The sequence below is a fragment of the Sorangium sp. So ce321 genome, assembly GCF_051530195.1.
GTDB lineage: Bacteria > Myxococcota_A > Polyangia > Polyangiales > Polyangiaceae > Sorangium.
In genome coordinates, this window is the sequence record NZ_CP150329.1 from 14,142,603 (window position 1) to 14,161,415 (window position 18,813).

Consider the following 18,813-nt stretch of genomic DNA (forward strand, 5'->3'; position numbering starts at 1 on the left):
CCCCGCGCGCGCCCCGCCAGGCGTACACTGGCCGCCATGACGACGCGCGAGCCTGCAGGATACGAGGCGGATCAACGGCGAGACGACCTGTCGGCGTACGCGCGGTACCTGGCCGCGATGGACGCGTCGATGCGCCAGAAGGTGGCGCTCACCGCCGCGCACCTCCTTTGCGAGGGCCGCGTCGCCGACATGGGGATGGGCTCGGGGCAGGGCAGCGCCGCGCTGGCCCAGCTCTACCCGCGCCTCGAGGTGATCGGCGTGGACATCGATCCCACCGTGGTCGAGCTCGCGCGCCGCGCCCACCAGCAGCCGAACCTCGGCTTCCAGCTGGGCGACATCGCCGCGCCGGTCTTCCCCCCGGAGAGCCTCGACGGGATCTTCGACTCGTCGGTGCTGCACCACGTGACCTCGTACGGCGGCTACCGCCACGCCAACGCCGCCGACGCGCTCGCGGCGCAGGTGCAGCAGCTCGCGCCGGGCGGCGTGCTGGTGGTGCGGGATTTCGTCGACCCGGGGCCAGGGCAGGTGCTGCTCGACGTGCCCGGCGACGACGGCGACGGCGGCCCCGATCCCCGCAGCGCCTCGACGGCGGCGCTGCTCGAGCGGTTCGCGGGCGAGTTTCGCTCGCTGTCGGCGGAGCCGGGGTTCCCGCTCGCGCGCGTCGATCGCGAGCCTCCCGGCGCGCTCCCCGCGCCGCGCCCCGGGTGGCGCCGCTACCGGCTCGCGCACAAGCACGCGGCCGAGTTCGTGCTGCGGAAGGACTACCGCGCCGACTGGGAGGCCGAGGTCAAGGAGGAGTACACCTACTTCTCGCAAGCGCAGTTCGAGGCGCTCTTCGCCCGCCTCGGCCTGCGCGTGCTCTCGTCGACGCCCCTCAGGAACCCGTGGATCGTGCGGAACCGGTTCGCCGGCCGGTTCGAGCTCCGCGACACCTCGGGGGCTCGGCTGCCCTGTCCGCCCACGAACTACCTGATCGTCGGCGAGAAGGTGAAGGCCGGTCAGGGCGTCGCGTTCCGGCTCCGGCCCGCGGCGGGCCCCCAGCAGTTCCTGCGGATCGAGCACCACCAGGACCGCGTCACCGGGCGGGTGTTCGACCTGGCGGCGAGGCCCCACCCCACGCTGGACATCGTGCCCTTCTTCTTCGCCGGCGAGACCGCGTACGTGCTGGCGCGGACCAGCTACCCGCGGCCGATCGCGCACGCCTGCCGCGAGGAGACGCCGCCCCTCGACGGCAGCGGACCGGCCGACTACCTCGCCGAGCCGCTCGCGGTGGTGCAGACCGAGTTCCCGGTAGGGCACACGGTCGAGCGCACGCTGGAGCGGGCGGCCGGGGTGCCGGCGGCGGCGATCCACCGGATGATCCCCGGGACCACGTACTACCCGTCGCCGGGCGGCATCCTCGAAGAGGTGCGCTCGATCCTGGTGGAGGTCGAGCCCACGTTCGTGAACGCGCCCTCGGACAACGTCTCCGGCTTCAGCACGTCGGGCCGCATCCGCGCCATCGAGGCGCGCCAGCTGCTGCGCGCCGCGCAGGTCGGCGGACTGCCCGACGCGCGGCTCGAGCTGAACGTCTACGACCTGCTGGCGCGCTTCGGGCTGCCGTTCGGGCCGTGGATCGGCGACGAGATCGCGCTCGCCGAGGCGCGCGCGGGTCAGCCCGGCTCGAGCGCGGCGGCCGCTGTCGGCGCGCGCGGCGCCGTGGCCGTCGTGCAGCCGACGCCGCTCGCCGCCCTGCTCGAGCGCCCGAGCCGCCGGCGCTTCTCGCGGGTGGACCCCAGCGCCAGCGCCGGGTTCCTCGAGGTGCGGCGGGCGCGCTTCGAGGAGCTGGCCGAGGGGGGCGACGTCGTGGCCGCGCGCGAGCTGGAGTATGTGGTGCCGCGGGCGCTCGGCGCGCTGACCGTCTCGACCGCGCTGCTCGCGCGCGCGCCGTCCGGAGAGGTCCTGCTGGGCGTGGACGACCACGATCTGCCGGCCGCCCAGAGCTTCTCGGGCAACAGCGAGCTGCTCGTCGCGCCGGCGTGGCGGCTGCCGCGGAGCGCGCGCGCGCTCGCCGACGCCGAGGCGTTCGTGCGAGCGCGGCTGGAGATCGAGTACGGCGTCCAGGTGGGGGAGGCCGTCGAGCTCGGCGGCGCCTATCGCCCGTCCCCGGGGCTGACGCCGGAGCTGGTCCAGCCGCTCGCCTTCGTGGTCGCCGCGGTCGCCCCGGAAGCCGCAGCCCCGGAAGCCGCAGCCCCGGCCGCCGCAGCCCCGGCCGCCGCAGTCCTGGACGCCGCAGCGCCCCCGAGCGCGCCGGCGTCCGCGTCAGCCCGGCGGCTGCACTGGGTGCCGCTGACGTCGCTCGTCGCGGGCCGGGAGCACCTGCCCGACGGTCACCTCCGGGTGGTGGCCCTGCGTGCGGCGCACGCGCTCGGCGCGCCGATCGCCCCGCCGCGGCCGCGGTGAGCGAGGCGTCGTGTCGCCGGGGCCAGCGGCCCTGTCGTCCCCGGCGGCTCGACGCCTCCTGCCGTGGACGGTGTCGCCGGCCGGCGTCACCGATCAGCTCCTCGACGATCGTCGTGGCGCCGTTCTGATTCGCTATCTGGACGATCAGGCCAGCTCGCCGGACACCTCATCTGGCCAGTCGCCGCATCATGTCGTGTTCGTCGCGGGCAGACGTCCGTCCGCCCGCCGCGCCAGTGCGCAAGATTGACCCCCTCGTGGACCAGGAATGAGCACGGGGTGCCCTCCGAGCACCGTTGCCAGGGGCGCTCCTGCGGGCTGATGCCTCGGCACAGCACCCGCGTGCGGCGGGCGGCGGCCTGGAGACATCAGCTGCATTCACGGTGGCGGGCCAGCTGCGCGCTTTCGGCGCGCCCCCGCACCAGGTGGCGGGATTCTGCCGCATTTCCTGGCTGGCACGCCGGACGCTTACCGCGTCGCACATCGCCGGCGACCGGCCGCTCCCCGCCGCGCAAGGCGGGACGGAAACCCCTCCATGGAACTTATGAGCAATTCCCTGAAGATCGCGATGGCTGGCCTCGGGCCTGCGAGCCGCTCCGTCCGGAGCGAGGTGCTCGGGCGGAGCCTCCAGGTCGATGCCGGACGGGCCGGCTCGTTCCTGGCGCTTCGCGCGCGCATGCTCGCGAGCCCCAGCCTGGCCGGCGCGCTGCAGTTCATGCAGGTCACGACCCGCCCGTGGGAGCCCCACGAGCTCGCGGCGTGGCTCCACGAGCACGTCGTCGCTCCCGGGTGGATGAGGGCCCCGCGCGCGCTGCGCGAGCCCGGCGCCGAGACTGTGGAGCTCGCCGGCATCGACGAGCGGCACCGCGAGGTCGCCGCCCTCGTCGAGCGCTCGCGGCGGCGCGTGGCGCTCGCGCTGCTCGACTTCGTGGCGCCGAACCCCGACGGCGGGTTCCTCCGCGCGGCGCTGTACAGCGCGCGCGTGCGGTGGAGCGTCGTCGGCGAGCGCTCCGGCTGGCTGCCGGCGCCGCGCGAGAGCGACCTCCTGAGCGACATCGTGCTCAGCCTCTTCGCCGCGGAGATCCTCTCCGACGCGGAGCTCTACCGGAGCCACATGACCGTGTGCGCGGGCTGCGGGCGCGTCGCGTTCGCGCAGGAGGCGCGGCCGCGCAGCGCGGGCTGCCCGCGCTGCGACGGCGAGGTCAGGCGGCAGGCGCGCTGACGCCGGGGGCGCACCACACCCGTGCGGCGGGAATGCGGATATCGGCGGACGGAGCCGGGAGCACGATGGCCCCGCGAGCGTCTCAGTGATGAAGTTGCTGAGCCCGCTTGTTCACCCCTCCGCCGGGCGCGTGAGCCAGGCACCTCGGGCGGCGCTTTCTATCCGGAGGCCATGATTCCGGCGAAGGCGGGTTCGCTCGAATCGACAGCGCGTGAGCGCTGAGCTTGACGACTCCAGCGGAGTCCCATCAAGCTTGGCGCCGACACCATGAGCCAAGCCCGCCACACCAGCGCCCAGATGGATGAGCTCGCCCACGCAGCGCAGCGCGATGGGTTCTGTGTGATAAAGAACCTCATTCCGAAGAGCCTGCTGCTCTCGTGGCGTGAGGCCTTTTCCCCGCTCCTCGAGGCCCACATAGCGCGCGAGGGGCACCTCAAGAACCGGGGGGCAGCTCGCTATTATGTGACCCTCCCGTTCAAGGCCCCCTTCGCGGAGCCGCGCATCTACGAGGAGGAGACCATCCTCGGCGTCGTCGAGCGCCTGGTCGGTGCCGACATGACCATGGTCCAGCTCGCGACCGATACTCCGCTCCTCGGGTCCGACTACCAGGACGTCCACCGCGACACCCCGCCGCTCTTCCCCGAGACAGGGAAGGAGACGCCCGCGTTCCAGCTCGCCGTCAACTTCCCCCTTGTCGACATCACCGCCGAGAACGGCCCCATCGAGATCGCCCGCGGCACGCACATGCTCTCCAAGGCGGAGGGCCTGCGGCGCCTCGAGATAGGCGAGGTAGCGCTCGAGCCGGTTCCCATGGAGCTCGGCGACGTCATGGTCCGCGACGTCCGCGGCCTCCACCGCGGCACCCCGAACCGCACGCGCGAGCCCCGGCCCATGGTGGTGATCGGGTACAGCCGCCGCTGGCTCTTCCGCCCGGAGGTCTCGATCCGGGTGCCGCGCGAGAGCCTCGCCCAGCTGTCGGAGCGCGCGAGGCGCATGCTCCGCTTCAACCCCGTCGTCGATTCGCTCGACGCGCCGGACGAGACCGAGGTCTACCAGGCCTTCGCCTACTGACGCGCGCCGTCGCCCGCCCGCGGCTCGCTCCCCCGCGGCGCCCCGCGACCGGGAGCCCATCGCGGGCGGGCTGGCGCTTGTAAGTGCTCGATATTGCTGGTGTTGTGGGTCACGCGAGCGCGACGTGCGCGATCGCCTGGTCCCTCAGCCAGGTCCGCTGCCGCCGCACGAAGGTGCGCGTGGCGCGCACGATGGCCGGGGCGAGCTCCTCGGCCGGCAAGCGGCCTTCCAGGTGCTCCCGCACCTGCTTGTAGCCGACCGATCCCATCGCCCGCGCGTCGCCGTAGCCGCGGGCCAGGAGCGAGCGGACCTCGTCCACCCAGCCCTGCTCCAGCCACGCGGCGACCCGCGCCTCGATGCGCCGGTCGAGCTCGGCGCGGTCCCTGTGCACCGCGAGCAGGCGCGCGGCGTGCCGGCGCTCCCGGAAGCCGTGCTCGGCGTGCCACGCGCTCTGCGTCCGGCCCGAGCGCTCGTAGACCTCCAGCGCCCGGCTCACGCGCACGAGGTCGTTGGGCGCGAGGCGGGCCGCGCTCTCCGGATCGACCTCGGCGAGGCGCGCGTGGAGCGCCGCGCGCCCCTCGGCGTCGGCGATCGCGCGGTGGCGCGCGCGCACCTCGGCGTCGGCGGCCGGCGCGGGCGAGAGGCCGAAGACGAGCGCCTTCACCCAGAGGAACGTGCCGCCGCAGACGATCGGCACCCGGCCGCGGCCGCGGATGTCGGCGACCGCCGCCTCCGCGAGCTCCGCGAAGCGCTGGGCGTCGATCGCCTGCAGCGGGTCGGCCACGTCGACAAGGTGGTGCGGCGCGCGCGCGCGCTCGGCCGGCGTCGGCTTCCCCGAGCCGAGGTCGAACTCGCGGTAGATCTGCACGCTGTCGGCGCTCACCACCTCGCCACCGAAGCGCTCCGCGAGCCGGAGGGCGAGCTCGGTCTTGCCGCTCGCCGTCGGGCCGACGACGACGAGCAGCTCGCCCGGCGGCGGCGGCTCGACCGTCTCCCACGACGGCGGCGCGACGGACGCCGTCGCCGCCGGCGCGGCCTCGAGCTCCGCCTCGATCACCGCCGCCCCACGCGGTGCTCCAGCTCCGGCCACCCGACGCGCATCACGACCGGCCGGCCGTGCGGGCAGTGGCCGGCGAAGTCGACCTCGTCGAGCGCCGCCAGCAGCGCGCGCGCCTCCTCCGGCGCCACCGGATCGCCCGCGCGCAGCGAGCCGTGGCAGGCCATCGTCGCCAGCGCGAGGTCGACCGCGCCCGAGAAGGCGCGCTCGCCCGAGTGGCTCAGCTCGTCGAGGAGGTCGCGCACGAGGCGCTCGGGCGCCGCGCGGCGGAGCAGCGTCGGCACGGCGTGCACCGCGAGCTGCGCCGCGCCCGCCGGGCGGACGTCGAGCCCGAGCCGCGCGATGGACTCCTGCGCCTCCTCGATCAGCGCCACCTCGGCGGGGGCCGCCGGCACGACCACCGGGAAGAGGAGCTTCTGCGTGGCGATGTCGCGGCCGTCGTACGACGCGCGCAGCCGGTGGAACGTCACGCGCTCCGCCGCCGCGTGCTGATCGAGGAAGTAGATCCCGTCCGGCCCCTCGCAGACGAAATACGTGTTGCGCACCTGGGCGATGAAGCGCAGCGAGCGCCAGGCGAGGGGCCGCTCGGCCGCAGCCAGCACGGGCCCGCTGCCGTTCGGGAAGCTCGGGTAAGAGAGCGGCGGCGCGCCTGGCACGTCCGCCGGCTCGCCCGGCGCGACGCGCGGCCCCGGCAGCGGCGCGTCGGCCCACGCCGGCGCCCCCTGGCCGGGGAACGGGACGAACTCCTGGCGGGCGCGCGCGGCCTCGGGGCGCGCGGCCTCGGGGCGCGCCGGCACGCCGCCGAGGTCGCCGCCGAGGCCCCACGGATCGGCCGGCGGCTCCTGCCGATCGGCCGGCGGCTCCTGCCGCTCGGTCGAGGCGGCCGCCGGGGTCGCCTCCGCGGCGGGGCCGCTCGACCAGACCCACGCGTCTCCGGGTGGCGGCGGCGCCTCCTCGAAGAGCTTGCCCTTGCGGCCCTGGAAGCCGCCGGGGGACGGCGCGGGCAGGCCGAACGCCGCGGCCACCTGCGCGGCGACGATCTTGTAGATCGCGTCGGCCACGGCGCGGCCGTCGGCGAAGCGGACCTCGGCCTTCTGGGGGTGGACGTTCACGTCCACGAGCTCGGTGGGCAGGTCGATGAACACAGCGCCGATCGGGTACCGGCCCGGCTCGAGGACGCTGCCGTAGGCGAGCGCGATCGAGCGCGCCAGCGAGCGGTCGCGCACGTGCCTGCCGTTCACGAACATCCACAGCCAGCCGGCGCCCGAGCGGGCGCGCTCCGGCCGCGACACGAACGCCTCGACCGTGAGCGGCCCCCGCTGCCCCGCGCACGTCGCGAGCTCCTCGCCCGCGAGCATCGCGCGGATCCGCTCCGCGCGGCTCGTGGTGCGCAGCCACTCGCGCGCGACGCGCCCGTCGCGCGACAGGACCAGCGTCACGCCCGGCTCGCCGAGGGCGATCGCCTGCGCGATCTCGGTCACGTGCGCCGACTCGGTCCCGACCGCGCGCAGGAACTTGCGCCGCGCGGGGACGTTGTAGAAGAGGTCGCGCACCTCGACCACGGTGCCGGCGGCGCACCCGCAGGGGATGGCCTGCGCCACGCCGCCGCCCTCGATGCGGATCTCCGTCCCCTCGGACTCGCCCTCGCGCCTCGTCCGCAGCGAGAAGCGGCTGACCGAGGCGATGCTCGGGAGCGCCTCGCCGCGGAACCCGAAGCTCTGGATGCTGCGGAGATCGTCGAGCCGAACGATCTTGCTCGTCGCGTGGCGCAGCACCGCGAGCGACGCGTCCTCGCGGCTCATCCCGCACCCGTCGTCCGCGATGCGCACCAGGCCGACGCCGCCGCCCTCGATGTCGACGCGGACGCGGCGCGCGCCCGCGTCGAGCGCGTTCTCCACGAGCTCCTTCACCACGCTCGCCGGCCGCTCGACCACCTCGCCCGCCGCGATCTGGTTGGCGAGGTCGTCCGGCAGGACGGCGACCCTCCGCTCCTCGGCCTGGGCGGGCTTCGGTCGAGGATCTGCGCCGGCGATCCTCTCCGCGGTGCTCATGGCTCGTCGCCGGGGTCGATGGTCCGGGCGACCGCCTGGAAATACAGCTTGGTGCGCTCCCGCGTCAGCGCCAGCGCGGCGGAGCCGAGGATGGCCAGCTCGAAGACGACGAAGCGCACGCGCTCGGCGGTCCACCAGAGGCCCGGGTTCGTGAGGCCAGCGCGCTCCGGGACGTCCGACGGCAGGAGCGCGCCCGCCTGCGCCACCATGTCGATCCAGGCGCCGCGGACGCTCCGGGTGAGCGCGTACTCGACGGCGGCGAAGGCGAGGTTGGCGACGAGGACCTGGAGCACGAAGCCGCGGGTGCCGGGCCGCCCGCCGAGCGCCAGCCCGCTCGCGACGACCAGCAGCCCGCAGAGGAGGACCTTGCCGATGCTGAGCGGGAAGGAGACGTCCTGGTACAGGCTCAGGGCGCGCGCCTGGGCGGCCTCGAGCACGAGGAACGTGAACTGGAACGGATCGCCCTGGTCGCGCGCCTGCTCGGCCACCACCATGACGTCGGGGGCCATGCCGCCGCGCAGGTACGTGGCCGTCCCGCACCCGGTCATGAAACCGCGCACGCCGATGAGCCAGGTGAGCAGCATGGTGGCCACCAGGTACCAGGGGCGCAGCGAGCGCGGGCGCGGAGGTCGGTGCGAGTCCACGTGACGGCTGCCGTGTAGCACGTTCTCCGATCCCGCGCGCCGTCTTCCTGACCCGCGTCCCCCGCGGCCTTCCCGTGGATTGCGGGGCGGGTCGCCTCGGGTGGATCGCGGGGCGGGTCGCCTCGGGTCACCTCGGATTGCGGGCTGACCGTCGACTGCGCGCCGGCGCAGGTGGCGCGACGCGGCGAGGCTGTACTAGAACTTCGAGACGAGGTCCGGGTGGCGAAGAGCAAGAGCGAGCCGCGAGCGAAGCGAACGAAGGGGGCCGGAGCGCCGCAGCCCGAGGGCACGGCGAAGGCGGGCCCTCGGTCCGACTCGGAGGACGCCGACGCGGACCTCCAGCCGGAGACGGGCGAGGGCGAGGGCGAGGTGGAGCGCGCGGCCCCGCGGCCGGCCCTGAAGCGCCGCGAGCGCACCCCCGCGAAGGCCGCCGGGCGCGCGCGCGGCGAGGCGCAGGCGGCGAGGGGCGACGACGAGGGCCCGCGCGACGACGAGGACGAGGCGGAAGCCGCGCCCGAGAGCGGCGCCGACAGGGGCGGCGACGTCGACGAGGGCGACGTCGTGGAGGTCGTCGGCGAGGTCGTCGACGACCCGAGCATCGACCTGAACGACATCGAGATCCCGCGCTCGGCGCGGGTCGGCGCCAGCGGCGAGGGCCGCGGCAGCGGGGACGCGGCGCTGTCGCGCACGGACCCGCTCCAGGCCTACCTGCGCGAGGTGCAGCGCCACCGGCTGCTCACGCCGGACGAGGAGAAGGAGCTGACGGTCAAGTACGCGAAGACGCAGGACGTCGCGACCGCCGCGCGGCTCGTGACGGCGAACCTGCGGCTCGTGGTCAAGCTCGCGTACGAGTACCGGCGCGCCTACAAGAACATCATGGACCTCATCCAGGAGGGGAACATCGGCCTGATGCAGGCCGTGAAGCGCTACGACCCGTACCGCGGCGTCAAGCTCTCCTCGTACGCCGCCTGGTGGATCCGCGCGTACATCCTCCGCTTCATCCTCAACAACTGGCGCCTGGTGAAGCTCGGCACGACGCAGGCGCAGCGGAAGCTCTTCTTCAACCTGAACAAGGAGAAGGCGAAGCTCTCGGCGATGGGGATCGAGCCGACGGCGGCGGAGATCGCGAAGCGCCTGTCGGTCGAGGAGAAGGAGGTGGTCGACATGGACCGCCGCCTCTCGAGCGGCGAGGCGTCGCTCGACGCGCCGGTCGGCGACCTCGAGGGCCGCTCGATCCCGCGCGTCGAGATGCTCGTCTCGTCGGGGGTGGGCCCGGACAGCGCGTTCGAGGCGAGCGAGATGGGCATGCTCGTCCACGACCGGCTCTCGAAGTTCCGCGAGACGCTGAAGGGCAAGGACGTGATCATCTTCGACAAGCGGATGGCGGCGGAGGACCCGCTCACGCTCCAGGAGCTCGGCAACGAGTTCGGCATCTCGCGCGAGCGCGTGCGCCAGCTCGAGGCGCGGCTCCAGTCGAAGCTGCGGACGTACCTGCAGGAGGAGCTCGGGGACGCCGTCGAGGCGGATTAGGCCTTGTCGATTGGCGGCGAGCAGGGTGGGTCGGGCGGCCGCGGTTGCCTCTACGTGGTCGCCACGCCGATCGGCAACCTCGGCGACATCACGCTGCGCGCGGTCGAGACGCTGCGCGGGGCGGACCGGATCCTCGCGGAGGACACGCGGCGCGCCCGCGCGCTCCTCGGCCACCTCGGCGTCGCGGGCAAGGCGGTCGACCGGTTCGACGCGCACGCCTCGGAGGCGGACGCGGCGCGGGCGGCCGCGCGGCTCGCGGCGGGCGAGTCGATCGCCTTCATGACCGACGCCGGCACGCCGGTCGTGAGCGATCCGGGGACGGCGCTCGTGCGCGCGGCCGCGCAGGCCGGGGCGCGCGTCGTGGCGATCCCGGGGCCGAGCGCGGTGATGGCCGCGGTGAGCGCGTCGGGGCTCGTGACGGGGGGCTTCCGCTTCGTGGGGTTCTTGCCTCGCGGCGGGCGCGAGCGGCGCGAGGCGCTGGCCCTCGTCACGTCGACGCCCGAGGCGGTGGTGCTGTTCGAGTCGCCGCGGCGCTTCCGCGAGACGCTCGCGGAGCTCGCCGAGCGGATGCGCGGCCGCCGCGCGGTCGTCGCGCGCGAGCTGACGAAGGTGCACGAGGAGATCCTGGGCGGCACCGTGGAGGAGCTCGCGGCCCTGGAGCGGGAGTGGCTCGGGGAGATCACGCTCGTGCTCGCGCCCGCCGACGTGACCGCCGCGGGCGCGCACCCGAGCGAGGAGGAGATCGACGCGCGGATCGATCGAGAGCTCGCGCAGGGGCGGCGGGCCAAGCACATCGCCGAGGAGCTGTCGGTGGAGCTCGGCCTGCCGCGGCGCGAGATGTACGCGCGGGCGGTGGCGCGGCGGGAGGCGCCGCGCGAGTAGCGCGGGCTCGAGGAGAGCGAGCGCGGGCGCGCCGCGCCGTCAGGTGTGCCGGCCCTGCCCTCGCGCCTTGAGGGCGTCGACCACGTGCTTCACCTCCTGCGCCCTGTCGCGCGGCACGATGAGCAGCGCGTCGTCGGTCTCGACCACCACGAGGCCCTCCACGCCGACGAGCGCGATCACCCGGCGGTCGTCCGGCGCGCCGCCGGAGCGCGTGCGCAGATCGACCAGGTGGTTGTGCTGCGCGTCGACCAGCACCGACCCCGCGGGCGCGCTGTTCCCCCGCTCGTCCTTGTCGGCGAGCTCCCAGGCGCTCTGCCAGCTGCCGAGGTCGCTCCAGCCGAAGTCGCCGGGCACCACCGCGAGCCCGGCGACGTGCTCCATCACGCCGTGGTCGATGCTGACGGCCGGCAGGCGCGGGAACACCCGCAGGACGGCCTCGGCCTCGTCCGCGGCGCCCAGCGCGGCCGCGCCGTCGATCTCGTCGAGCCCCTCGGCGAGCGCCGGCAGGTGCGCGCGGATCGCCGCCCGCATGTCGCCCGCGCGGAAGATGAACATGCCCGCGTTCCAGAGGAAGCGGCCGCTCGCCACGAACTCCGCGGCGCGCTCCCGGCTCGGCTTCTCGACGAAGCGCAGCACCCTGCTGGGCGTCGCGGGCGCCGCGCTCCCCGCGCCCGCCGCCTCCTCCGCCTCGATGTACCCGAAGCCCGTCTCCGGGTGCGTCGGGCGGATGCCGATCGTCGTGATCGCGCCGCCCTGGGCCGAGGCGACGGCGGCCTGCAGCACCTCCAGGAACCGCGGCACGTCGGCGATGTGGTGGTCGCTCGGGAGCACGACCACGATCGCGTCGGGATCGTCGCGCGCGATGGTCGCCGCCGCCCAGCCGATGCACGGCGCCGTGTTGCGCGGCGCCGGCTCGACCAGCAGGCGCCGCTCCGAGACGCCCGGCAGCGCGGCGCGCGTCGGCGCCACGAGGTGCTGGCCGGTCGCGATCCAGATGCGCTCCCAGCCGTCGCTCCCCCCGCGCGCGCACAGCGGAAGCACCCGGCGCGCCGTCGCGGTGATGAGCGGCTCGCCGCCGAGCAGCGGCAAGAGCTGCTTCGGGCGCGCGGCGCGCGACGCCGGCCAGAAGCGCGTGCCCGCGCCGCCAGCGAGGATCAGGACATGGACGGGGGTCTCGGTCGAGCTCATGGGCGATCGTTCAGGATTGGGCTGTCGAAGGGGACGGCGCGGTTGCGGGGCATGATGGCAGAGGGCCTCCTCAAGACGGGCCGGGCAGCGCCTGCGCGTAGGCCACCATCGCGAGGCCGAGCGGGATGGTCCACAGCGCGAGCGCCGCGGTCCGCCGCCGCTCGGCGAGCGCGCGGAGCGCGGCGGCCCCCGCGGCGGCGCCCACGAAGGCGGCGAGCAGGCTCAGCGCCGCGGCGGCGGCCGGCGCGGGCCCGTGGAGCGCGCGCGCCTCCGCGAGCCCCGAGACGAGCAGCGCGGGGATGCTCAGCGCGAGCGCGAGCTCGACGGCGCGGGCCGGCCTGACGCCGAGCCAGAGCAGCAGCACGAGCGCCGCCCCGACGCGCGACCCGCCCGGCAGCGCCGCGACCCCGTGCGCCGCGCCGGCCGCGATCATCCCGGCGAGCGACGGCGCGTCGGTCTCGTCGCGGTCGGCGCGCCGCGGCGCGATCGCGGTGCTCGCGAGCGCCGCCCCGGTGGCGAGCAGGCCGAGCCCCGTCGCGAGCGGCGCGTGCCCCCACCGCGCGGCGTACGGCCGGAGCGTCGCCGCGACGAGGAGGCTCACCGCGGCGCCCAGCGCGAGCAGCGCCGCGTCGCGCGCCGGCGGCGACGCCATGAAGAGCGACGGCCTCGCGAGCCCCCGGACGCCCTCGCCGAGCGCGCCCCGGAGCCGTTGCCGCGCGGCGATCGCGAGCGCCGCCGCCGCCGCGAGCGCCTGCGCGGCGACGGCCCAGGCGCCGCCGTCGACAGCGCGGAGCCAGAGCCGGGCCGCCGCGCCATGCCCGGTGGCCGAGATGGGCAGCGCCTGCGCCGCCCCCTCGACGGCCGCGAGCACCGCGACGTCCACGAGACCCACGCTCGACCGATACTCCAGCCCGACGCTCCCTGTCGATCCCGAGTAGCGGCCGAGCGCCGCCTCACCGCGTTGCCGCGCTGCGGCGCGGCGCCACAACCCCTGTGAAGGCGGAGGCCGAGCGCCCTGGCGCTTCAGGGTTTGCCGGCTTGCCGTGGTTCATCATTTCACCTACATAACCCCTTGGATCTGGCGCTCTCTCGCCCGTGGCGGGGGAGGGCGAGGTGAGCGAGGTTCCGTCCGATGTTGATGGCCTATGCCAGCGTTGCCGCGTTCTTCCTGGTGGCGATCGGCTTCGTCCTCGGCTCGCTGCTGTTCGGGAAGCTGCTGCGCCCCAACAACATGTACGCCGAGAAGGTCGCGACGTACGAGTGCGGGGAGGCGCCCGTCGGGCCCGCCTGGTTCAATTTCAACCCGCGGTTTTACATCATCGCGCTCATCTACATCATCTTCGACGTCGAGATCGCCTTCATCTACCCGGTCGCGGCGGTGTTCAAGCGCTGGGTGGACCAGGGCAGCGGGCTGTTCGCGCTGATCGAGATCTTCCTCTTCGTGGCCATCCTGATGCTCGGCTTCGTCTACGTCGTCGTGAAGGGCGATCTCAACTGGATCCGCGCCATCAAGGGGGATCCGCGGGGGGCGCAGAACGTGAGCAGCCGGAGCCAGCCGCGCGCGTCGCTGGCGGGCGCGGGCGCGAGCGAAGCCGCGCAGTCGGCCCTCGCGGGGCGGGCCGCCCTCGCGGCGCGCGCGGCCGTCGCCGAGGGAGGTGCGGAGTCATGACATCGAACCTGAACCTGATGGCCCCGCCCCGCGGGTGGGAAGCGAAGTACGAGAGCGACGGCGGCGGCGTCATCACGACGAGCGTCGACCAGACGGTCAACTGGCTGCTCAACTGGGGGCGGTCGAACAGCGTCTGGTACATGCTCTTCGGCCTGGCTTGCTGCGCCATCGAGCTGATGCAGACGGGCGGCCCCCGCGGCGATCTCGAGCGCTTCGGCGCGGCCCCGCGGCCGAGCCCCCGCTCGAGCGACCTGTTCATCATCGCGGGGACGCTGACGTACAAGATGGCGACCCGGGTGAAGCGCCTCTACGACCAGATGTCGGAGCCCCGCTTCGTCATCTCGATGGGCAGCTGCTCGAACTGCGGCGGCCTCTTCCAGTACGCCTACTCGGTCTGCAAGGGCGTGGATCAGATCATCCCGGTCGACGTCTACGTGCCCGGCTGCCCCCCGCGCCCCGAGGCGCTCCTCGAAGGGCTCCTGAAGATCCAGGAGAAGATCAAGAGCGAGCGGGTCCTCGACCGCCGCGGCGCCACTGACGGCTCGACGCGCGGCTGAGCCATCCACCCCGGCACCTCATGACACCCGAAGAGATCTTTCAGGCGCTGAAGGCGAGCCTCGGCGAAGAGGCGGTCTTCGACTTCCACCCCGTCTCCGCGAAGGACCGCGACGCCTGGCTCCAGGTCGCGCCGGAGCAGATCGAGGCCGTGTGCCGGCGCCTGCGCGAGGCGCCGGAGCTCGCCTTCGATTACCTGGAGTGCATCACCGGGGTCGACTATCCCGATCTCAAGAAGATCGTCGTCGTCTACCACATCTATTCGTACGCGAAGAAGCACCGGGTCGTGCTCAAGGCGTTCCTCGACCGGGAGGGCCCGGCGGTGCCGACGCTCGTCAACGTGTGGTCGGCCGCGAACTGGCAGGAGCGCGAGTGCTTCGACCTGCTCGGCGTGCGCTTCGAGGGGCACCCGGACCTCCGGCGCTTGCTCCTGCCCGACGACTGGGAGGGGCACCCGCTCCGCAAGGACTGGCAGGAGAAGGCCGAGTACCGCGGCATCCCGACCCAGCGGCCGAACCCGATCGATCTCTTCAAGATCAAGCTGCCCAAGAAGGACGCGGAGGCGTCATGAGCCAGGTCATCTTCAGCGTCGACCGCGGCGGCGCGGCCCCGGGCGCGGGTCAGGACATGGAAGACGAGATGACCCTCAGCATGGGGCCTCATCACCCGTCGACCCATGGAGTGCTCCGCTTCGTCATCTCCACGGACGGCGAGATCATCCGGAAGGCGGTGCCGGACGTCGGCTACCTGCACCGGAGCATCGAGAAGATCGGCGAGCGGTGCACCTACAGCGGCTTCATGCCGTACACCGACCGCGTCGACTACATCGCGGCGATGTTCGCCAACGAGGCCTGGGCGACCGCCTGCGAGAAGCTGATGGGCATCGAGGTGCCGAAGCGGGCGCAGTACCTGCGCGTCATCTCCTGCGAGCTCAACCGCATCGGGAGCCACATGATCGCGCTCGGCGCGATGGCGATGGACGTCGGCGCCGTCACGCCCTTCCCGTGGGCGCTGCGCGAGCGCGAGCACATCAACGACTTCATCGAGGAGCTGTGCGGCGCGCGCCTCACCTTCAATTACCACCGCATCGGCGGCGTCTCGTTCGACATGCCGAAGGGGTGGGCCGACAAGGTGAAGGGGTGGCTCGAGCGGTTCGAGCCGATCATGGTCGAGTTCGACCGGCTCATCAGCCTCAACGACATCTTCATCAAGCGGCTCGCCAACGTCGCCGTGGTCACGGCCGAGGAGGCGAAGGACTGGGGCCTCGTCGGCCCCAACCTGCGCGCTTCCGGCGTGAGGTGGGACCTCCGGAAGGAGGACGGCTACTCGGTCTACCCGGAGCTCGAGTTCGACGTCCCCGTGGGCCGCGGGCGCTACGGCACCGTCGGAGACTGCTGGGATCGGTTCTACGTCCGGGTCGAGGAGTGCCGCGAGTCGGCGAAGATCCTCCGCCAGGCGCTCGACAAGATCGACGAGCACCCGGAGGACGACATCCTCGGCAAGCTGCCCAAGAAGATGAGGCCCGACGGAGAGGCCTACGCGCGGATCGAGAGCGCCCGCGGCGACATGGGCTGTTACGTGATCGGGCGGGGCGCGGAGGAGGCGTACCGGGCGCGGTTCCGGACCGGGAGCTTCACCGCGATGGGGATGATCGAGGCCAAGAGCCCCGGCCTGTTCCTGGCCGACCTCGTGGCGCTCATCGCGAGCTTCGACGTCGTGGCGCCCGAGATCGACAGGTAGCCGGGGCCGAGGTCGCTCTCAGGAGCCTTCGCCGCCGGTGCCGAGGATCTCCGGGCACTTGTCGCTGATGGGCGCGCACGCCGCCGGCTGCTCCCCGGAGGTGTCGGGCGGCGCTGTGCACGAGATCGCCTTGAGGGTGGCGACCTGGGCTGTCATGCAGGCCTTGTACTCCGCCACCGTCGCGGTACAGCCCGTGAACCCTGTGCTGGAGCACTCGCCGCCCTCCGAGGGCTGCTCCGGCTGGTTCATGCACTCTGTCTTGGTGGCCTCGCAGTCAGCACCCCCGAGGGCGCTGAACGCGCCGGCGACCTCGCAGAGGTCTTCCTTCGTGACGGTGACCGACGCGGCGAGATCCTGGCACAGCGCCTCCGTGTCCGCGGCCGTCAGGCTGCCGAGCTGCTTGCCGTCGAGGTCACCTCCGCTGTTGCCCCCGTCGTCTCCACCGTCGTCGTCGCCGCCGCAAGCCGCGAGCGCGAGACCAGCCATCAGAACCCCGACAAGCTTCATCCGTGTCATTTCAAGCTCTCCTTGATCGATCGAGATTGCTCACCTGAGCATGCCCGCGCGACCCTCGAGGAGACGTCCTCGCCCTGGACGAGCCGGGCGTGATGTCCGCGAGCGGCCGCGCGGGAGCGACCGTACTACGATCGGTCAAAAAATTCCTTTCTTGCGATATTGAGCGCGCAATTTTTTCGCGCGCCTCGCTCCCAGCCGGTCGCTCAGGCCCGCGCCGCCTCGAAGACCCGGAAGAAGCTCGGCGTCTCGCGGACCGCGTCGACGCGCAGCCCTGCGGCGTCGAGCAGCGCGCGGTACTCGGCCTCCGAGCGCTCGCGTCCGCCGGTGTTCACGAGCATGTTGATGTCGCTGAAGGTGAGCACCCACTCGAGGGTCGCGTTCCCGCGTGCGGTGGGCGCGGGCGGCTCCACGACGAGGAGGCGCGCCCCGCCGGCCATCGCCTCGCGGCACTTGCCCAGGATCTGGAGGCTCCGCGCGTCGTCCCAGTCGTGGATCACGCTCTTGAGCAGGTAGACGTCGGCGGCCGGAGGCGCCGTGTCGAAGCAGCTCCCCGCGACGAACGAAGCGCGGGCGGCGACGCCGCGCGACGCGAACAGCTCGAGCGCTCCTTTGCGCGCGTGCTCGAGATCGAAGACGGCGCCCTCGACATCCGGGTGGGCCTCCAGGACCGCGCAGAGCAGGGCGCCGTACCCGCCGCCCACGTCGATTACCCGGCGGGCGCCGCGGAGATCGACGGCCCCGACGATGCCGGGCGCGACCCCGCGGGTGAGCTCGACCATGGCCTGGTGGAAGACCGCGGCGGCGGCCGGATCGCGCCCCAGCTCGTCGAAGTGCTCGGTCCCGGACGACGCGGCGGCGTCTCCGGCGCTCAGCGCCGCCATCCGGCCGGTGCGGACGCAGTCCGTCAGGCGGCCCCAGGCCTGCCAGACGCCCGGCCCGCCCATGAGGCGCGACCACGCGCGCTTCGAGAGCGGGGAGCTCGTCTCGAGGAACCGCCCCATCTCGGTGAGCTCGAACCGCTCCCCGCGGGCGACGAGCAGCTCGAGCGTGACGAGCGCCCGGAGCAGGCGCTCCGTCGCGTCGGGGTGCGTCCCGAGCCGCGCCGCGACGTCGCCGCTCGGGAGCGGCCCTTTCGCGAGGACGTCGGCGACGCCGAGCTCCGCGGCCGCGTGGACGACCTGCGGCACCCAGAGGCTCATGATCATCTGATTCAAGCGGAACGCAGGGGGAACGTGCGTGGGAGACGTGGGAGACGTGGGAGACCCGCTCGACATGGTGTTCGCTCCTTCGGGGGCTACCTTGGGGAGCGCGACGCCGGGGGTATTGTAAAGAATTTACCTCGCCGCGGGCTCCTGCCGGCGAGATCGCGCCGGCAGGAGCCGGGGGCGCCGAGATCAGGGGCCGTTGCCCTCGGTCTCCTCCTCCTCCTCGCCCTCGGTGCTCCCCGGGCACTTCTCTTCCATCACGGCGCACTCTGCGGTCTGCGCCAGATTCTCCATGTCGTCGGGGGTCGACTCACACGTGATCGACCTGAAGGCGTTGGCAATCGAAGCCATGCAGGCCCTGGCCTCCGCGACCGTGGCGGTGCACCCAGCGAACTGCGACGCACCGCACGTATCGGGCTCCGAGGGCTCCGCGGGCTCCTCCGGAGCGCTGATGCACTCCTGCTTGGTGGTCTCGCACTCCATTCCGAAGCCGGAGGCGAACACCCCCGCAAGCTCGCACATGTCCTCCTTCGAGATCGCCTCAGTCTGCCCACGGAGCTCGTCGCACACCTCGTCGGCCTCCTCGGCCGTGAGGGAGCCGAGCTGCTTGCCATCGAGCTCGCTCCCGGTCTCGCCCCCGTTGCCCACCTCGTCATCGCCGCACGCCACGAGCGCGAGACCAGCCATCAGAAACCCGAGAAGCTTCATCCGTGTCATGTCGAGATCTCCTTGATCGAGAACGTTCACCTGAGCAGGCCCGCGAGGCGACGCGGCCGCGCCTGGAAGCGCTGGGCGTGAGGGCCGCCCGGGCAACTGCGCTGGACACACAGGTCTACGTTCGACGAGATGCTTCCTTTCCTTCGCGACGCGCGCGCGCACCTTTCCAGCGCGGGCGTCGACCGCGCCAGGCGGACGATCCCTGGACCGGCGAGATCAGGGGAGGCGTCCAGCTCTCGCGGGCCTGCGCGGCCACCGACAGGGCATCTTGGCCGTGGTTGACAATCCCCGCGAATCGACCACCTACTCATGCCGCCGCTCGCGACG

General features: G+C 73.4%; 17 protein-coding genes. 9 read left to right on the forward strand and 8 right to left on the reverse strand.

The features are described 5' to 3' along the window. Nucleotides 1-36 precede the first annotated feature (36 nt). The 3 genes from WME89_RS52565 (at nt 37) to WME89_RS52575 (ending at nt 4,732) form a co-directional block, all read left to right on the forward strand. A complete protein-coding gene (locus tag WME89_RS52565) occupies nt 37-2,442 on the forward strand; it encodes a methyltransferase domain-containing protein (RefSeq protein ID WP_438007016.1) in 2,406 nt (801 codons plus the stop codon). A 541-nt stretch (nt 2,443-2,983) separates the two neighbouring features. Further along, nucleotides 2,984-3,661, forward strand: a complete 678-nt coding sequence (locus WME89_RS52570) for a hypothetical protein (RefSeq protein WP_438007017.1) — start codon at nt 2,984-2,986, stop codon at nt 3,659-3,661. A gap of 267 nt (nt 3,662-3,928) precedes the next feature. Beyond that, nucleotides 3,929-4,732: a phytanoyl-CoA dioxygenase family protein gene (locus WME89_RS52575; protein WP_438007018.1), complete on the forward strand. Its 804-nt coding sequence runs from the start codon at nt 3,929-3,931 to the stop codon at nt 4,730-4,732. Nucleotides 4,733-4,841: 109 nt separating this feature from the next. Here WME89_RS52575 and miaA read toward each other — a convergent pair whose 3' ends face one another. From miaA to WME89_RS52590, 3 genes are read right to left on the reverse strand one after another with little or no spacing between them, the layout of a single operon-like run. After that, on the reverse strand, nt 4,842-5,789 hold the full coding sequence (miaA, locus tag WME89_RS52580) for a tRNA (adenosine(37)-N6)-dimethylallyltransferase MiaA (RefSeq protein ID WP_438007019.1): 948 nt from the start codon (nt 5,787-5,789) through the stop codon (nt 4,842-4,844). After that, on the reverse strand, nt 5,786-7,840 hold the full coding sequence (gene mutL / locus WME89_RS52585) for a DNA mismatch repair endonuclease MutL (protein ID WP_438007020.1): 2,055 nt from the start codon (nt 7,838-7,840) through the stop codon (nt 5,786-5,788). The genes miaA and mutL overlap by 4 nt, the downstream gene beginning before the upstream one ends. Further along, a complete protein-coding gene (locus WME89_RS52590) occupies nt 7,837-8,424 on the reverse strand; it encodes a hypothetical protein (protein WP_438007021.1) in 588 nt (195 codons plus the stop codon). Before WME89_RS52590 ends, mutL begins: the two co-directional genes overlap by 4 nt. A 279-nt stretch (nt 8,425-8,703) precedes the next feature. Between WME89_RS52590 and WME89_RS52595 the strand changes: the two genes are divergently transcribed. Together WME89_RS52595 and rsmI are read left to right on the forward strand one after the other, a co-directional pair. Then, nucleotides 8,704-10,014, forward strand: a complete 1,311-nt coding sequence (locus WME89_RS52595) for an RNA polymerase factor sigma-32 (RefSeq protein ID WP_438007022.1) — start codon at nt 8,704-8,706, stop codon at nt 10,012-10,014. Nucleotides 10,015-10,017: 3 nt separating this feature from the next. Then, nucleotides 10,018-10,896, forward strand: coding sequence for a 16S rRNA (cytidine(1402)-2'-O)-methyltransferase (rsmI, locus tag WME89_RS52600; protein WP_438007023.1), 879 nt, complete (start codon nt 10,018-10,020; stop codon nt 10,894-10,896). Between the two features lie 39 nt (nt 10,897-10,935). Here rsmI and WME89_RS52605 read toward each other — a convergent pair whose 3' ends face one another. Further along, on the reverse strand, nt 10,936-12,084 hold the full coding sequence (locus WME89_RS52605; protein WP_438007024.1) for a mannose-1-phosphate guanylyltransferase: 1,149 nt from the start codon (nt 12,082-12,084) through the stop codon (nt 10,936-10,938). Between the two features lie 70 nt (nt 12,085-12,154). Beyond that, entirely contained in the window at nt 12,155-12,976 is an 822-nt protein-coding gene (locus tag WME89_RS52610; protein ID WP_438007025.1) for an undecaprenyl-diphosphate phosphatase, read from the reverse strand. A 240-nt stretch (nt 12,977-13,216) separates the two neighbouring features. On the opposite strand from WME89_RS52610, the gene WME89_RS52615 reads away from it, so the two are divergent. Genes WME89_RS52615 through WME89_RS52630 form a run of 4 tightly spaced genes read left to right on the forward strand, consistent with a single transcriptional unit; the run spans nt 13,217 to nt 16,048 of the window. Then, nucleotides 13,217-13,753, forward strand: a complete 537-nt coding sequence (locus tag WME89_RS52615) for an NADH-quinone oxidoreductase subunit A (RefSeq protein ID WP_438007026.1) — start codon at nt 13,217-13,219, stop codon at nt 13,751-13,753. Beyond that, nucleotides 13,750-14,310 (forward strand): NADH-quinone oxidoreductase subunit NuoB, encoded by a 561-nt coding sequence (gene nuoB, locus WME89_RS52620; protein ID WP_437506566.1) that lies wholly within the window; start codon nt 13,750-13,752, stop codon nt 14,308-14,310. Before WME89_RS52615 ends, nuoB begins: the two co-directional genes overlap by 4 nt. A 20-nt stretch (nt 14,311-14,330) precedes the next feature. Beyond that, nucleotides 14,331-14,879, forward strand: a complete 549-nt coding sequence (locus tag WME89_RS52625) for an NADH-quinone oxidoreductase subunit C (RefSeq protein ID WP_438007027.1) — start codon at nt 14,331-14,333, stop codon at nt 14,877-14,879. Next, complete coding sequence (locus WME89_RS52630) at nt 14,876-16,048, forward strand: NADH-quinone oxidoreductase subunit D (protein WP_438007028.1); 1,173 nt, start codon at nt 14,876-14,878, stop codon at nt 16,046-16,048. Before WME89_RS52625 ends, WME89_RS52630 begins: the two co-directional genes overlap by 4 nt. A gap of 18 nt (nt 16,049-16,066) precedes the next feature. Here WME89_RS52630 and WME89_RS52635 read toward each other — a convergent pair whose 3' ends face one another. The 3 genes from WME89_RS52635 to WME89_RS52645 all read right to left on the reverse strand — a co-directional run bounded on the left by WME89_RS52635 (nt 16,067) and on the right by WME89_RS52645 (nt 18,486). Beyond that, nucleotides 16,067-16,564, reverse strand: coding sequence for a hypothetical protein (locus tag WME89_RS52635; protein WP_438007029.1), 498 nt, complete (start codon nt 16,562-16,564; stop codon nt 16,067-16,069). Between the two features lie 203 nt (nt 16,565-16,767). Next, a complete protein-coding gene (locus tag WME89_RS52640) occupies nt 16,768-17,838 on the reverse strand; it encodes a methyltransferase (protein ID WP_438007030.1) in 1,071 nt (356 codons plus the stop codon). A gap of 120 nt (nt 17,839-17,958) precedes the next feature. Further along, nucleotides 17,959-18,486 carry a hypothetical protein gene (locus WME89_RS52645; protein ID WP_438007031.1) on the reverse strand — a complete coding sequence of 176 codons (528 nt, stop codon included), beginning with the start codon at nt 18,484-18,486 and terminating at the stop codon, nt 17,959-17,961. Nucleotides 18,487-18,813: the final 327 nt, after the last annotated feature.

Bases quoted from the DNA above. Each gene is read 5' to 3' on its own strand.
- WME89_RS52565 (WP_438007016.1), top strand. From the start codon at position 37: ATGACGACGCGCGAGCCTGCAGGATACGAGGCGGATCAACGGCGAGAC.
- WME89_RS52570 (WP_438007017.1), top strand. From the start codon at position 2,984: ATGAGCAATTCCCTGAAGATCGCGATGGCTGGCCTCGGGCCTGCGAGC.
- WME89_RS52575 (WP_438007018.1), top strand. From the start codon at position 3,929: ATGAGCCAAGCCCGCCACACCAGCGCCCAGATGGATGAGCTCGCCCAC.
- mutL (WP_438007020.1), bottom strand. From the start codon at position 7,840: ATGAGCACCGCGGAGAGGATCGCCGGCGCAGATCCTCGACCGAAGCCC.
- WME89_RS52590 (WP_438007021.1), bottom strand. From the start codon at position 8,424: ATGCTGCTCACCTGGCTCATCGGCGTGCGCGGTTTCATGACCGGGTGC.
- WME89_RS52605 (WP_438007024.1), bottom strand. From the start codon at position 12,084: ATGAGCTCGACCGAGACCCCCGTCCATGTCCTGATCCTCGCTGGCGGC.
- WME89_RS52615 (WP_438007026.1), top strand. From the start codon at position 13,217: ATGTTGATGGCCTATGCCAGCGTTGCCGCGTTCTTCCTGGTGGCGATC.
- nuoB (WP_437506566.1), top strand. From the start codon at position 13,750: ATGACATCGAACCTGAACCTGATGGCCCCGCCCCGCGGGTGGGAAGCG.
- WME89_RS52625 (WP_438007027.1), top strand. From the start codon at position 14,331: ATGACACCCGAAGAGATCTTTCAGGCGCTGAAGGCGAGCCTCGGCGAA.
- WME89_RS52630 (WP_438007028.1), top strand. From the start codon at position 14,876: ATGAGCCAGGTCATCTTCAGCGTCGACCGCGGCGGCGCGGCCCCGGGC.
- WME89_RS52635 (WP_438007029.1), bottom strand. From the start codon at position 16,564: ATGACACGGATGAAGCTTGTCGGGGTTCTGATGGCTGGTCTCGCGCTC.
- WME89_RS52640 (WP_438007030.1), bottom strand. From the start codon at position 17,838: ATGTCGAGCGGGTCTCCCACGTCTCCCACGTCTCCCACGCACGTTCCC.
- WME89_RS52645 (WP_438007031.1), bottom strand. From the start codon at position 18,486: ATGACACGGATGAAGCTTCTCGGGTTTCTGATGGCTGGTCTCGCGCTC.